Below are 15196 nucleotides of genomic sequence, written 5' to 3'. Positions count from 1 at the left end.
TTGAAGCCCCCATGTCCGCGACGACCCTGAGCAAACCCCTGGCACCTTCCTGGGTCAGCCGATTCAAGGAACAGAGCCTGGAGCGTGGTCGCCGCTACGCACTGGAAAATCGCGTCAGGATCGTCGAGGTCGGCGACGCGACCATCACCGCGGCATGCGAAGGCTCTGGCGGTAACGTTTACCGTCAGACCATTCGCCTGCGCGAGTCGGCCAAAGGCACCTTGCTGATGGTCGATGCCACCTGCTCCTGTCCGGTCCACAGCAACTGCAAACATTGCGCGGCGGTTCTCCTGCAAGTCCAGGAAACCCTCGACTACCCCGCCGCCGCCAAAGACGCCGAACTCCTGGAAAAACTCCAGGCGGTGCTGGAAAACCGCAGCCCCAAGGCACCACCGCAAGTCCTGGTGGACAACGTGCAACCGGTACCGCGCCTGTGGCTGGCGAGCATCGAATTCAGCGCCTTCGAACCGCGCAACGGGCGGATGCAGCGTTACATCCAGCATCGCGCGGCGCTGTCCTTCAGTTATCTGGACGAGTACGTTTCAGGCCAGAAGAATTCCGACATCCTGATTCGCCAGGAGACCCAGACCCTACGGATAAAACGCCACCCGGATGTGGAACAGTCCTACCGCGAACAGCTGCGAATCCTCGGCTTCAAGATCGCCACCCGGCAAAGCAAGGCCCTGCCGGAAAGCGCAGGCGAACTGTATGAGATGGTCAATGACAGCGCCTGGTTGACCTTCACCCTCAATGAACTGCCGAAGTTGCGCACCCAGGGCTGGGAACTGCTGATCAACGAGGACTTCGGATTCGACCTGACCGCCGTGGACGATTGGTACGCCACGGTCGAACAGGCGCCGGAGCGGGATTGGTTCGACCTGGAACTGGGGATCATCGTCAATGGCGAGCGGCTGAGCCTGCTGCCGATCCTGCTGAACCTGATGCGCTCGCACACCGAACTGCTCAACCCGGAACGCCTGGCACGGCGGCGCGACGACGAGCTGATCCTGGTCAACATCCCCAACCGGCCGAACGCCGATCACGGCCCCTTGCAAGTCGCCCTGCCCTTCGGCCGCCTGAAACCGGTACTGGCGACGCTCGGCGAGTTTTACCTGCAAGAGCCGGGTGAAACCGCACTGCGCCTGAGCAAGGCCGACGCCACGCGCCTCAATGCGCTGGAAGACCTGCCGCTGCTCTGGGAAGGTGGCGAGCAGATCCGCACCTTTGCCCAGCGCCTGCGCGACATCAAGGACTACACCGCCACAGCTCCGGACGGCTTGAATGCAACCCTGCGCCCGTATCAGCTTGAAGGCCTGAGCTGGATGCAGTCGTTGCGGCAACTGGAAGTCGGCGGCATCCTCGCCGATGACATGGGCCTGGGCAAAACCCTGCAGACCCTGGCGCACATGCTCAGCGAGAAGAACGCCGGGCGCCTCGATCGCCCCTGCATGGTGGTGATGCCCACCAGCCTGATTCCCAACTGGCTCGACGAAGCCGCGCATTTTACCCCGCAACTCAAGGTGCTGGCACTGTACGGCGCCAGCCGCAAAAAGCATTTCGACAACCTGGCCGACTACGACCTGATCCTGACCACCTACGCGTTGCTGCCCAAGGACGTCGACCGCCTGGCGGCGCAGCCGTTGCACGTCCTGGTGCTGGATGAAGCGCAGTACATCAAGAACCCGAACAGCAAGGCCGCCCAGGCCGCCCGTGAGTTGAACGCCCGCCAGCGCCTGTGCCTGAGCGGCACGCCACTGGAAAACCACCTGGGCGAGCTCTGGTCGCTGTTTCATTTCCTGCTGCCCGGCTGGCTCGGCGACGTGAAAAGCTTCAACCGCGATTACCGCGTCCCGATTGAAAAGCGCACCAGCGAAGTACGACTGCAACACCTCAACGGTCGGATAAAACCTTTCCTGCTGCGCCGCACCAAGGAACAGGTGGCCACCGAGCTGCCACCGAAAACCGAGATCATCCATTGGGTCGAGCTCAACGAAACCCAGCGCGACCTGTACGAAACCATGCGCCTGGCCATGGACAAGAAAGTCCGCGACGAAATCACCCGCAAAGGCGTGGCCCGCAGCCAGATCATCATCCTCGAGGCGCTGCTCAAGCTGCGCCAGGTGTGTTGCGATCTGCGCCTGGTCAATGACGCGCCCCTTCCGACGCGGGGCAGCACCTCGGGCAAGCTCGACAGCCTGATGGAAATGCTCGAAGAGCTGTTCGAGGAAGGCCGGCGGATCCTGCTGTTCTCGCAGTTCACTTCGATGCTGGCCTTGATCGAGGTCGAACTGAAGAAACGCGGTGTTGAATATGCCTTGCTGACCGGACAGACCCGCGACCGTCGTACACCGGTGAAGGAATTCCAGAGCGGCAAGCGTCAGATCTTTCTCATCAGCCTGAAAGCCGGCGGCGTCGGCCTGAACCTGACGGAAGCGGACACCGTGATTCATTACGACCCCTGGTGGAACCCGGCAACGGAAAACCAGGCCACCGACCGTGCCTATCGCATTGGCCAGGAGAAGCCGGTGTTCGTCTACAAGCTGATCGCGCGCGGCACGGTGGAAGAGAAGATCCAGCACCTGCAGAAGGAAAAATCCGACCTGGCGGCAGGCGTGCTGGACGGGCGCCAGGCGGGGGACTGGAAGTTGCAGAGCGATGATATTGAAGCGTTGTTTGCGCCGTTGCCGGACAAGCTGGAGAAGTAGCGAGATTCGAACTGTAGGAGCCGGCTTGCCGGCGAAGGTGGTCGTGAATTTTGTGTTGGGCTTCAGGACCCCTTCGCTGGCAAGCCAGCTCCTACAGGTCAGTCGCTTGTCGATCCTTTGAGCAGCCGCGCCAACGTCGACCTTACCTTACCCATCCCCTCACTCAACGCCTGTTCGATCCCGGCCATGCTGATCACCGTCGCCGACTTGCCCGCCGCCGGGTTCACCACCAGCGCCAGGCAGGCGTAATCCAGTTCCAGCTCGCGGGCCAGGGCCGCTTCCGGCATCCCGGTCATGCCAACGATGTCACACCCGTCTCGTTCCAGGCGGAGGATCTCGGCGGCGGTTTCCAGCCGTGGCCCTTGCATGCAGGCGTACACACCCTGATCGCTGAAACAGACGCCTTCGGCCACCAACGCTGCAATCAAGCGCTGACGCAGGGATTCACTGTAGGGGTAGCTGAAGTCGATATGGGTGACCGGCTCCAGGTCATCGGCAAAGTAGCTGTGCTCGCGACCGCTGGTGTAGTCGATCAATTGATGCGGCACGCAGAAATGCCCGGTACCCATCGCTGCGTTAATGCCGCCCACCGCGTTGACCGCAAGAATCGCCTCGGCACCGGCCTGCTTCAGCGCCCAGAGATTGGCCCGGTAATTCACCCGGTGCGGGGCAAAACGGTGCGGCTGGCCATGCCGGGCGAGAAACAGCACTTCGTGGCCGGCGTACTCGCCGATCTGCACCTCGGCAGACGGCGCGCCGTAGGGAGTGTCGAGCGCCAATGACTGACGAATGTCCAGGCCTTCCAACCGGGTCAGGCCGGTACCGCCGATAATCGCGTAGACCGTCATGGCGCCCCTCCTTATCAATCGATCAACTGTGCATCCCTGAGCGCGCCAACGGCGGCCAGCCAGCGTGGATCCTGGCGGTACTCGGTGCTCGCAAACGCCTGGCCACGCATACGCGCAATGCGCGCCGACGGCTTGACCTTCAGGCGCTGAGCGGCGCTCAAGGCCAGTTCGGCGGCCGCACGGTCGTTGCACACCAGGCCCATGTCGCACCCGGCGGTCAATGCTGCTTCGATACGGCTGGCGGCATCGCCCACCACATGGGCACCGGCCATGGACAGGTCGTCGCTGAAGATCACGCCGTCGAATTGCAGCTCGCCACGCAAGATGTCCTGCAGCCAGCGCCGGGAGAAGCCCGCTGGCTGCGCGTCGACCTGTGGATAAATAACGTGGGCAGGCATGACGGCGGCCAGCTGCTGGCTCAATTTGGCGAACGGCACCAGGTCGTGGGCGCGGATCTGCTCAAGGCTGCGCTCATCGTTGGGGATCGCGACGTGGGAATCCGCCTCGGCCCAACCGTGGCCGGGAAAATGCTTGCCGGTGGCGGCCATGCCCGCGGTGTTCATGCCGCGAATGAACGCACCGGCCAGCAATGCGGCACGTTCTGGATCAGCTTCGAACGAACGGGTCCCGACCACGGCGCTACGCTGGTGATCGAGATCCAGCACCGGGGCGAAGCTCAGGTCCAGGCCCACGGCCAGCACCTCGGTGGCCATGATCCAGCCGCACTGCTCGGCCAGGTATTCGGCGTTGGGGTTATCGGCAATGGCGCGCATCGCCGGCAGTCGCACGAAGCCCTGGCGCAGGCGCTGCACCCGTCCACCCTCCTGGTCCACCGCCAGCAGCAGGTCGGGACGAATGGCGCGGATCGCCGCGCTCAGCTCGCGCACCTGGCGCGGATGCTCGATGTTGCGGGCGAAAATGATCAGGCCGCCCACCTCGGGCTGGCGCAACAATTGGCGATCTTCAGCGGTCAGCCAGGTACCGGCGACGTCCACCATCAACGAGCCTTGCAGGCCAGCAGTCATAGCAATTCCTTGATAACGATAAACCCGGCTCGCAGCGATTCACCGCCCTGGGTTGTACCCGGGAGGTCGATGATCATGAGCGGGAACGGGTTGACAACGAGAGTCGGCATGGGCGGCTAGCTTATCGGATGTAAGCAGCCGCGCCCACCCATGAGCGGTTAAACCTTGGCGGCAACCGGTGTCGATTTGCTACGAGGACGCAGCTGCGCGGTGGCCATGGCCGAGTCGGTGACCCCGGATTCGGCACGCATGCCGGCCGCCAGGAACGGCACCATCAGGCGCATGACCTGTTCGATGGAGGTGTTGACCCCGAAGTCGGTTTCGGCGATGGCACGCAAGGCCTTGATACCGGACATGCTGAACGCTGCCGCTCCGAGCATGAAGTGCACGCGCCAGAACAGTTCGATCGGCGGGATCCTCGGCGCGGCCTCGTTGACCAGCATCATGTAGCGGCGAAACACCTTGCCGTACATGTCTTCCAGATAACGACGCAAATGCCCCTGGCTCTGGCTGAAGGCCAGCCCGAGCAAACGCATGAAGATCGACAGGTCGTTGCCGCTGCGCGGCTGCACCACCAGGGCCTGCTCGACGAGGATTTCCAGCAGTTCCTCGAGGGAAGGCTTGTTTTCAGGCCTGGCCTGGCGCCGCTCCAGCTCTTTATCGAGGCTGAGGCAGAATGGCCCCAAAAAGCGCGAGAAGACCGCCTGGATCAGCGCCTTCTTCGAACCGAAGTGATAGTTCACCGCCGCGAGATTGACACCCGCCTTGCTGGTGATCAAACGCAATGAGGTTTCAGCGAAACCTTTTTCCGCGAACAACTGCTCGGCAGCATCGAGAATGCGTTCAACGGTTTCCGACTGGGCCATGGCTACTCCGCCTGACAAACACTTGTTTGAAACATACGTTTCAGCCCGTGCATTGTCAAGTCTGGCAGTTCGTTTCGGGAATGGTCGGTCAGACATTTAACCACACAACCGCAAAGCTTCCATCAGCCCGTTGCTCGACCGTCTGGCGGCGGAGAAAAAAAGGGGCATTGCCAAGACCGTTCCACTGTATATAATCCCAGTCACTGTATAAAAAGACAGAGCGATCAATATGCTAAAGCTGACGCCACGCCAAGCCGAGATTCTGGCCTTCATCAAACGCTGCCTGGAAGACAACGGCTACCCGCCGACCCGTGCGGAAATCGCTCAGGAACTGGGTTTCAAATCGCCCAACGCGGCAGAAGAACACCTCAAGGCGCTGGCCCGCAAGGGCGCGATCGAGATGACCCCCGGCGCTTCGCGCGGCATTCGCATTCCGGGCTTCGAGGCCAAGGCCGACGATTCCAGCCTGCCGATCATTGGCCGGGTCGCCGCCGGCGCGCCAATCCTCGCCCAGCAACACGTTGAAGAGTCCTGCAACATCAACCCTGCGTTCTTCCACCCGCGCGCCGATTACCTGCTGCGGGTGCACGGCATGAGCATGAAGGATGTGGGTATCTTCGACGGCGACCTGCTGGCCGTCCACACCACCCGCGAAGCCCGCAACGGCCAGATCGTGGTGGCGCGGATCGGCGACGAAGTCACCGTCAAGCGCTTCAAGCGCGACGGCAGCAAAGTCTGGCTGATGGCTGAAAACCCCGAGTTTGCCCCTATCGAAGTGAACCTTAAAGATCAGGAACTGGTGATCGAAGGCTTGAGCGTCGGCGTCATTCGCCGCTAAAGGAGGCTTTATGCAGTTCCCACAGACACCACAGCAAGCCCAACTGCCGCTACTGTTCGAGGCGTTCATGGCACAGCCATTGGCGCCGATCCTGAAGGAAGTGGTCGAGTCGCCCTGGAGCGCCGAGCCCGAGGTCTTCAGTGAGTTGTCTCTGCGTGGTGCAGCCGGGAATTGCCTGAACCTTCTGGCGCCGATCCTGCGCGAGCTCAGCCAGGACCAGGATGCCCGCTGGCTGACCCTGATCGCCCCGCCTGCCAGTCTGACCCAGACCTGGTTGCGAGACGCCGGCCTCAATCGCGAGCGCATCCTGCTGCTGCAACCCCGGGGCACCCAGAGCGCCCAGCAACTGACTTGTGAGGCACTTCGCCTCGGCCGCAGCCACACGGTGGTCAGCTGGCTCAACCCGTTGAACGCAAACTCTCGGCAACAGCTGATCAGCGCCGCCCGGATCGGGGACGCTCAAAGCCTGAATATTCGACTGGGGTAACGGCGCACAGTGAAGGTGCGGGGCTTCTACAAGGACGGAGAAGCCAATGGGAGACAGTGTCGGTAAAAACCGACGGGCGGGGTCAATGAAGGACCCGCGGCCCCTCTTCCTTTTCGAAATCGCCTTCAACCAGGCGCCCTGCCATTTGCACGCCGACACTCAACATCGCCTTGGCGACTTCTACGTGCTGACCTTGCAGGAACGCTTTGGCATCCTCGGAGAAATCCAAAGTAACCAGAGAACCCTCGTCCTCAGCCCTGCGCAGCTCGATTCGGCCGTCTGGTAACTCGACAATTTCTAGAAAGGACGTTGGCATAAAGGTCTGTTCTCCACGAAAGGCGGGCATTATATAGGCATCGGCCAGGCTTCGCTCGGGATCTTGACCAGATGCCATCGCGAAATCAGCTCAGGGGCAGAGCAAACAACCCTGTGGGTCGTTCGCTGCACCCTTCACTCCCTCAGCACTCGTTCAAGCCTTCGCGAAAACGGACGGCCAGGCTTTTCAAGTTCTGCCGCCAACTCTCAAGCTCCTCACGGCCCAGCTCCTGAGGTGCCTCTTCTTCATCCAGGTTGACTGCCAGGATCAACGGCTGCGTCACATCACCCTTGGGCTTGTGCGGCGCCCGTGGCGGCTGAAACAACGCGGCATGGGCAGCCAACAGTTTGGCCAGCCAGGTTTCCGGGTTGTTGGCCAGCTCGACCATCTCGGCCATTTCCGGAATTGCGATGCTTTCCAGCACTTCACGAGTCAGCAAGGATTCGGCCCGGGAGGCATTGGCTTGGGGCAAACGATAGAAGCCGGCAATCTCGTGACACAACCCCAGCAAGGCACCATACAGGTGAAATAACGCCGATTCTCGCCCCGCCTGAATCAGCGCCAGGGAATTCATCGCCCGCCCCTCTTCGGCCTTGGCGAGCGCTTCCAGCGACAAGCCGGCGAAATAAATCTTCTGGTTGGTACGGGTATAGAGCTCGTGGGCCATGACGGCAGCCTCCACAACGAAATAATTGCTTCACGCAGGTCAGACAGTGTCGTGGATCAACTCCCTTTGCCGCAAGCATTGTCTAATCCTGAAGCAGATACCGGCCCAATAAATCTCCCCGTAGGAGCCAGCGGTGCTGCGTTCCGACTTGCCGGCGCCATCGTCGGAACGCCGCCCGCAGCAAGCCGGCTCCTACAGGTAAATGCGTACGGCTCCCGATCAGGCCGGCCGGGAGGCCGCCTCGCTTTGGTTTTGGCTTTTGATCTGGCTTTTGATTTTCTTGCCACATCGAGAGGCCGAGTGGAGGTTCTGCGCAGTGGGCCCTGTAGGAGCAGCCGGTCGACGCTCGATTGCTCGCGAAAAACCTGAGAGCACCGCGGGGTGTCAGGATCCCCGCATCATCGCTGACCTCCATCGCGAGCAAGCCGGCTCCCACAGTGGATCGGGTACAGCCGCAAGTGATTGGTCGGCTATATGGCCGCCTTCGCTGCGATGCGGCGACCCGACAAGCCAGCTCCTACAGTGGATTGGGTATAACCGTGGGAGATCGGTCGGGTGTAAGGCCCTGCGCCGGAGAGCAGGCACCCTGCACAAACAAAAAAGCCGCATGAAAACCCGAAGGTCGTCATGCGGCTTTTTCTGTGGAGAGGCTTTTACGCCTTCGCAGCCGGTCGCTTGTCCTCGACCTTCCACTTGCCACCGTCGTAGAACGCTTTCCAGCCAGTCGGCTTGCCGTCGACTTCGGTCTGCACGTACTGCTCCTTGGTCTTGCGGCTGTAGCGGATCACGGCAGGCAGGCCATCCGGATCTTTCTTCGGCGCTTCGCAAAGGAAGTGGTACTTCGGATCGATCTCATCCTTGTGCGGCAAAATCTCGATCACCAGCGGCGCACGGGTCTCGCGGTTTTTCGGAAACTGGCTGGCGGCCAGGAACAGGCCCGAGGCACCGTCGCGCAGGATGTAGGTGTCGTTGACCTTTTCGCATTTCAGCTCAGGCATCTTCACCGGGTCCATCTTCGGCGGCGCCGCATCACCGCTTTTCAGCAGTTTGCGGGTGTTCTTGCAGGTCGGGTTGGTGCAACCGAAGAACTTGCCGAAACGGCCGGTCTTGAGCTGCATCTCGCTGCCGCACTTGTCGCATTCCAGGCTCGGGCCTTCATAGCCCTTGATGCGATAGGTGCCCTCTTCGATTTCGTAGCCGGCGCAATCCGGGTTGTTGCCGCAGATGTGCAGCTTGCGCTTCTCGTCCAGCAGGTAGGCGTCCATCGCCGTGCTGCAGATCGGGCAGCGGTGCTTGCCACGCAGTACCAGGGATTCCGATTCACCCTCGTCGTCCGCGGCGATTTCGTCGCCCGGCACCAGGTTGACGGTCGCCTTGCAGCGTTCTTTCGGCGGCAGGCTGTAACCCGAGCAACCGAGGAAAACACCGGTCGATGCGGTACGGATCTGCATCGGACGCCCGCACGTGGTGCACGGAATGTCGGTCATCACCGGCTGGTTGGCCCGCATGCCGCCGTCCGGGCTTTCGGCCACTTCGAGCTTCTTCTTGAAGTCGCCGTAGAACTCGTCGAGCACGTTTTTCCAGTCGCGTTCGCCCTGGGCCACGTCATCGAGGTGCTCTTCCATGCCGGCGGTGAAGCCGTAGTCCATCAGGTTGGAGAAGCTTTCGGCCAGGCGCTCGGTGACGATGTCGCCCATTTTTTCCGAATAGAAGCGACGGTTGTGCAGCGCCACGTAGCCGCGGTCCTGGATGGTCGAAATGATTGCCGCATAAGTCGAAGGACGACCGATGCCGCGTTTTTCCATTTCTTTAACCAGGCTGGCTTCCGAGTAACGCGCCGGCGGCTTGGTGAAGTGCTGGGTCGGATCAAGCTTGATCAGCTTCATCGCGTCGCCCTGGGCCATGTCCGGCAGCACGTCGTCGTCGCCCGGCTTGGCAATTTGCGGCATCACGCGGGTGTAGCCGTCGAACTTGAGGATGCGACCCTTGGCGCGCAGCTCGAAGTCGCCGGCACCGACGGTGACCGTGGTCGACAGGTATTGCGCCGGCAGCATCTGGCAGGCGAGGAACTGGCGCCAGATCAGCTCGTAGAGGCGCTCAGCGTCACGCTCCATGCCCGACAGCTTGCTTGGCTCAGTGTTGGCGTCGGAGGGACGAATCGCTTCGTGAGCCTCTTGTGCGCCTTCCTTGCTGCTGTAGACGTTCGGGGTTTCCGGCAGGTACTTCTTGCCGAATTCGCCTTCAATATAGGTACGCGCCATCGCCACGGCATCGACCGAGAGGTTGGTCGAGTCGGTACGCATGTACGTGATGTAGCCAGCTTCGTACAAACGCTGGGCCATCATCATGGTCTTCTTCACGCCAAAGCCCAGGCGGTTGCTCGCGGCCTGCTGCAGGGTGGACGTGATGAACGGCGCCGACGGCTTGCTGCTGGTCGGTTTGTCTTCGCGCTTGACGATGCTGTAGCTGGAAGCCTTGAGCTTCTCCAGCGCGGCCATGGCCTGGGCTTCGTTGAGCGGCTTGAAAGCTTCGCCCTTCTCGCGAGCGACGTCGAAACGCACGGTCGCGCCCTTGGCGGTGCCGAGGTCGGCGTGGACTTCCCAGTACTCTTCCGGGATGAACGCGCGGATCTCACGCTCACGCTCCACCACCAGCTTCACGGCAACCGATTGCACGCGACCGGCGGACAGGCCACGGGCGATCTTGGCCCACAGCAGCGGCGAGACCATGTAACCCACCACGCGGTCGAGGAAACGACGCGCCTGCTGGGCGTTGACACGATCGATGTCCAGCTCGCCTGGCTGGGAGAAGGCTTCCTGGATCGCCTTCTTGGTGATTTCGTTGAACACCACGCGCTTGTAGCGGGTGTCGTCACCACCGATGGCTTCGCGCAGGTGCCAGGCAATGGCTTCCCCCTCGCGATCCAAGTCGGTTGCGAGATAGATGGTGTCAGCATCCTTGGCGAGCCGGCGCAGCTCTTCGATGACCTTTTCCTTGCCCGGAAGGATCTCGTACTTGGCTTTCCAGCCATGATCGGGATCGACGCCCATGCGAGCGACCAGCTGCTTGCGCGCCTTTTCTTTCGGCGACAAGGCCGGCGCTTCACCCGCAGCAGCCTTGCCGCGCTTGGCGGCTGGCTCTTTGCTGGCGCTAGCCGAACCGCTGGTGGGCAGGTCTCGGATATGGCCGATACTCGACTTCACCACGTATTCGTTGCCCAAATACTTGTTGATGGTCTTGGCCTTAGCCGGGGATTCCACAATGACCAGCGATTTGCCCATGGATCAGAAAATTCCTGAATTCTAGAAGTGAAAGGCGGTTGGCGCCTGACGCGGCACCGCTATATATAGTGGCTACAAGGTGAGGTCAAGCGCAGGGTTCTGCGCGCCCTGCCCTTACGGCTTCGGAAAAACGCTCGGTTCGGCTTGCACCAAAGCAAAGCGTGGCACCTGTTCGCCGTCAACTTCGACGGACTCCAGGAACATGCTCAAGGGGCGTACCCAAAAGCCGTAATCGCCATACAGGGCTTGGTAGAAGACCACTTCTTCCTCGGTTTCCGAATGCCGCGCGACACTGAACACACGGTACTGCGGACCTTTGTAATGTTGATAGAGCCCAGGTTGTATCGGCATGCTTCGGCCCTCACTGAAATCCGTTCAAAATAAAAAAATAAAAAAATCCACAAAAACAAAAACCGGGGCACTGGGCCCCGGCTTCCGTCAACGCAACGTTTAAACGCGTTCGAAGACGGTGGAGATGCCTTGGCCGAGACCAATGCACATGGTGGCTACCCCAAGGTTGCCGCCATTTTGCTTCATCACATTGAGCAAAGTGCCGGAGATTCGCGCACCGGAGCAACCGAACGGGTGACCCAGGGCGATCGCGCCGCCGTGCAGGTTAACCTTCTCATTCATCTTGTCGAGCACTTTCAGATCTTTCAGCACTGGCAGGGCCTGTGCGGCGAAAGCTTCGTTGAGCTCGAAGTAGTCGATGTCAGAGATGCTCAGACCCGCACGCTTCAGTGCTTTCTGTGTGGCCGGTACTGGACCATAGCCCATGATCGCCGGATCCACACCTGCCACGGCCATCGAGCGGATCACCGCCATCGGCTGGATGCCCAGGTCCTGTGCACGCTGCGCCGACATCACGATCATGCACGAGGCGCCATCGGTGATCTGCGACGAGGTACCGGCTGTCACGGTGCCGCCCTTCGGGTTGAAAGCAGGCTTCAACGCCGCCAGGCTTTCCAGGGTGGTTTCCGGACGAATGGTTTCGTCGTAGTCGAAGGTTTTCAGGAAACCGTTCTCGTCGTAGCCCTGCATCGGGATGATTTCGTCCTTGAACTTGCCTTCCACGGTCGCCTTGTGGGCGAGCTGGTGGGAGCGCACGCCAAAGGCGTCCTGCTGTTCGCGAGTGATGCCGTGCATCTTGCCCAGCATTTCCGCGGTCAGGCCCATCATGCCCGAAGCTTTTGCCGCGTACAGCGACATATGCGGGTTCGGATCGACACCGTGCATCATGCTCACGTGGCCCATATGCTCGACGCCACCCACCACGAAAACGTCACCGTTGCCGGTCATGATCGCTTGCGCGGCGGTGTGCAGGGCACTCATCGACGAGCCACACAGGCGGCTGACGGTCTGGCCGGCCGAGGTGTGCGGGATCTGGGTCATCAGCGACGCCATGCGCGCGATGTTCCAGCCCTGCTCCAGAGTCTGGTTCACACAGCCCCAGATCACGTCCTCGACTTCGCTCGGGTCGACCTTGACGTTGCGTTCCAGCAATTTGCTGATCAGGTGCGCCGACATGTCTTCGGCGCGGGTGTTGCGGTGCATGCCGCCCTTGGAGCGGCCCATCGGAGTACGACCGAAGTCGACAATCACGACGTCTCTAGGATTCAAGCTCATAAGTTCACTCTCACTCTAGTTGGGGGCGCTTAACCGAAGAAGCTCTGGCCGTTCTTGGCCATTTCGCGCAGCTTCGCGGTCGGGTGGTACAGCGCGCCCAAATCAGCGTACTGGTCAGCCAGGGCAACGAACTGGGCAACACCGATCGAGTCGATGTAGCGCAGCGCACCGCCACGGAATGGAGGGAAACCGATACCGTAGACCAGACCCATGTCGGCTTCGGCGGCGGTTTCGACAATGCCGTCTTCCAGGCAACGCACGGTTTCCAGGCACAGCGGGATCATCATCCAGTTGATGATGTCTTCGTCGGTGACTTCGCGCTGTTCGAAGACGATCGGCTTGAGCACTTCCAGCACCGACGGATCGGCGACTTTCTTCTGCTTGCCGCGCTTGTCGGTCTCGTAGGCATAGAAGCCCTTGCCGTTCTTCTGGCCCAGGCGCTTGGCTTCGTAGAGCACGTCCACGGCCGAGCGACGGTCATCCTTCATGCGGTCCGGGAAGCCTTCAGCCATCACGTCGCGACCGTGGTGACCGGTGTCGATGCCGACCACGTCCATCAGGTACGCCGGGCCCATTGGCCAGCCGAATTTTTCCATGACCTTGTCGATACGGACGAAGTCCACACCGGCGCTGACCAGCTTGGCGAAACCGCCGAAGTACGGGAACAGCACACGGTTGACCAAAAAGCCCGGGCAGTCGTTGACCACGATCGGGTTCTTGCCCATTTTCTTGGCGTAGGCAACGGTAGTGGCAACCGCCAGCTCGCTGGACTTCTCGCCACGGATCACTTCCACCAGCGGCATCATGTGCACCGGGTTGAAGAAGTGCATGCCGACGAAGTTTTCCGGACGCTTGAGGGCCTTGGCCAGCAAGGTGATGGAAATGGTCGAGGTGTTGGACGCCAGGATGGTGTCCTCCTTGACCTTGTCTTCGACTTCAGCCAGTACGGCTTGCTTGACCTTGGGGTTCTCGACGACAGCTTCAACCACCAGGTCGACGTGACCGAAATCACCGTAGGACAGGGTCGGACGAATGCCGTTGAGCACTTCAGCCATTTTCGCGGCGGTCATGCGGCCTTTATCAACGCGGCCAACCAGCAGTTTGGCGGCTTCGGCCAGACCCTGCTCGATACCGTGCTCGTTGATGTCCTTCATCAGGATCGGCGTGCCTTTGGACGCCGACTGATAGGCGATACCGCCACCCATGATGCCGGCGCCCAGTACAGCGGCCTGCTTCACGTCCTTGGCGATTTCATCGTAGGCCTTGGCCTTTTTCTTCAGTTCCTGATCGTTCAGGAACAGGCCGATCAGGCTCTGTGCTGCCGAGGTCTTGGCCAGCTTGACGAAACCGGCGGCTTCGATTTCCAGGGCCTTGTCACGACCGAAGTTCGCGGCTTTCTGGATGGTCTTGATCGCTTCGACCGGGGCCGGGTAGTTCGGGCCAGCCTGGCCGGCCACGAAACCCTTGGCGGTTTCGAAAGCCATCATTTGTTCGATCGCGTTCAGCTTGAGCTTTTCAAGCTTCGGCTGGCGCTTGGCCTTGAAGTCGAACTCGCCGGAAATGGCGCGCTTGATCAGTTCCAGTGCGGCATCCTGCAGCTTCTCAGGAGCAACCACGGCATCGACGGCGCCCACTTTCAGCGCGTCTTCAGGACGATTTTCCTTGCCGGCGGCAATCCACTCGATGGCGTTGTCGGTACCGATCAGGCGCGGCAGGCGCACGGTGCCGCCGAAGCCCGGGTAGATGCCCAGCTTGACTTCCGGCAGACCGATCTTGGCCTTGGTCGACATGACGCGGTAGTCCGCCGCCAGGCACATTTCCAGACCGCCGCCCAACGCGATGCCATTGATCGCGGCGACAGTCGGGACGTTGAGGTCTTCGAAATCGCTGAAAATCTTGTTGGCTTCGAGGTTGCCAGCCACAAGCTCTGCATCCGGCAGCTTGAAGTTGTCGACGAATTCGGTGATGTCGGCACCGACGATGAACACGTCCTTGCCACTGCTGACGATCACACCCTTGATCGACGCATCTGCCTTGATGGCGTCTACGGCCTGACGCAGTTCGTTCAGGGTTAGACGGTTGAACTTGTTGACGGACTCACCCTTGAGGTCGAACTTCAGTTCGACGATGCCACTTTCAAGAGCCTTAACCGTGATGGCTTTACCTTCGTAAATCATCAACTGATCTCCACGATATGGAAGCTGAACAGTACACGTCGGACGCAGGCGGATGGCTGGCAGGGACGTCAATCGTCGATGCTACGCCTATCCACCCGTCACACCCGCCAACGCGATAGTCGGGATTCTGTAGGAGCGTTTTGTCGGACAAACGCTCAATTCATACGCCCGTTTGATTTGGGTACGTCACCTTCACGGAATTTCCGACAATTGTCAATCGCCCAAAATGCGGGTTGAAATGCGACTTTGCGGTCATATCCGTACTGCCAGCACCTGCAATACGCACAGGTATGCACAACCATTCATAGGATCAATCATTAGAAAATTCGCCCTAATTCACGGCAGCCTATGTTTAACGGG

The 15196-nt window shown here is 60.7% G+C and carries 12 protein-coding genes; 3 read left to right on the top strand and 9 right to left on the bottom strand.

Annotated features, from left to right (window positions below; translation table 11 throughout):
• The first annotated feature begins 11 nt into the window (after nucleotides 1–11).
• Nucleotides 12–2705 (top strand): DEAD/DEAH box helicase, encoded by a 2694-nt coding sequence (locus tag SOP85_RS16565; protein WP_323627525.1) that lies wholly within the window; start codon nucleotides 12–14, stop codon nucleotides 2703–2705.
• A 98-nt stretch (nucleotides 2706–2803) separates the two neighbouring features.
• On the opposite strand, the gene SOP85_RS16560 is transcribed toward SOP85_RS16565, so the two are convergent.
• The 3 genes from SOP85_RS16560 to SOP85_RS16550 all read right to left on the bottom strand — a co-directional run bounded on the left by SOP85_RS16560 (nucleotide 2804) and on the right by SOP85_RS16550 (nucleotide 5444).
• The gene (locus SOP85_RS16560) at nucleotides 2804–3553 is read right to left on the bottom strand and encodes an S-methyl-5'-thioinosine phosphorylase (RefSeq protein ID WP_323627524.1); all 750 of its coding nucleotides are present in this window, start codon (nucleotides 3551–3553) and stop codon (nucleotides 2804–2806) included.
• A 14-nt stretch (nucleotides 3554–3567) separates the two neighbouring features.
• Entirely contained in the window at nucleotides 3568–4578 is a 1011-nt protein-coding gene (nagZ, locus tag SOP85_RS16555) for a beta-N-acetylhexosaminidase (RefSeq protein WP_323627523.1), read from the bottom strand.
• 158 nt (nucleotides 4579–4736) lie between these two features.
• Entirely contained in the window at nucleotides 4737–5444 is a 708-nt protein-coding gene (locus SOP85_RS16550; protein WP_274077081.1) for a TetR/AcrR family transcriptional regulator, read from the bottom strand.
• A gap of 229 nt (nucleotides 5445–5673) precedes the next feature.
• On the opposite strand from SOP85_RS16550, the gene lexA reads away from it, so the two are divergent.
• Entirely contained in the window at nucleotides 5674–6282 is a 609-nt protein-coding gene (lexA, locus tag SOP85_RS16545; protein ID WP_274077082.1) for a transcriptional repressor LexA, read from the top strand.
• A 10-nt stretch (nucleotides 6283–6292) separates the two neighbouring features.
• The gene (sulA, locus tag SOP85_RS16540) at nucleotides 6293–6769 is read left to right on the top strand and encodes an SOS-induced cell division inhibitor SulA (RefSeq protein ID WP_323608392.1); all 477 of its coding nucleotides are present in this window, start codon (nucleotides 6293–6295) and stop codon (nucleotides 6767–6769) included.
• 82 nt (nucleotides 6770–6851) lie between these two features.
• On the opposite strand, the gene SOP85_RS16535 is transcribed toward sulA, so the two are convergent.
• The 6 genes from SOP85_RS16535 to fadB all read right to left on the bottom strand — a co-directional run bounded on the left by SOP85_RS16535 (nucleotide 6852) and on the right by fadB (nucleotide 14836).
• Nucleotides 6852–7085: a hypothetical protein gene (locus SOP85_RS16535; RefSeq protein ID WP_274077098.1), complete on the bottom strand. Its 234-nt coding sequence runs from the start codon at nucleotides 7083–7085 to the stop codon at nucleotides 6852–6854.
• Between the two features lie 142 nt (nucleotides 7086–7227).
• Complete coding sequence (locus tag SOP85_RS16530) at nucleotides 7228–7752, bottom strand: DUF6586 family protein (protein ID WP_274077084.1); 525 nt, start codon at nucleotides 7750–7752, stop codon at nucleotides 7228–7230.
• Nucleotides 7753–8405: 653 nt separating this feature from the next.
• On the bottom strand, nucleotides 8406–11033 hold the full coding sequence (gene topA, locus SOP85_RS16525; protein ID WP_274077085.1) for a type I DNA topoisomerase: 2628 nt from the start codon (nucleotides 11031–11033) through the stop codon (nucleotides 8406–8408).
• Between the two features lie 114 nt (nucleotides 11034–11147).
• Entirely contained in the window at nucleotides 11148–11384 is a 237-nt protein-coding gene (locus tag SOP85_RS16520) for a DUF1653 domain-containing protein (RefSeq protein WP_046819512.1), read from the bottom strand.
• 99 nt (nucleotides 11385–11483) lie between these two features.
• The gene (gene fadA / locus SOP85_RS16515) at nucleotides 11484–12659 is read right to left on the bottom strand and encodes an acetyl-CoA C-acyltransferase FadA (protein ID WP_323608959.1); all 1176 of its coding nucleotides are present in this window, start codon (nucleotides 12657–12659) and stop codon (nucleotides 11484–11486) included.
• Between the two features lie 29 nt (nucleotides 12660–12688).
• Nucleotides 12689–14836: a fatty acid oxidation complex subunit alpha FadB gene (gene fadB / locus SOP85_RS16510; RefSeq protein WP_274077087.1), complete on the bottom strand. Its 2148-nt coding sequence runs from the start codon at nucleotides 14834–14836 to the stop codon at nucleotides 12689–12691.
• Nucleotides 14837–15196 lie beyond the last annotated feature (360 nt).

The organism is Pseudomonas sp. YuFO20, from assembly GCF_035064975.1.
Classification (GTDB): domain Bacteria; phylum Pseudomonadota; class Gammaproteobacteria; order Pseudomonadales; family Pseudomonadaceae; genus Aquipseudomonas; species Aquipseudomonas putida_AE.
The sequence above is the reverse complement of the archived record's forward strand: the minus strand, read 5'-3'. Positions and strand labels throughout refer to the sequence as shown.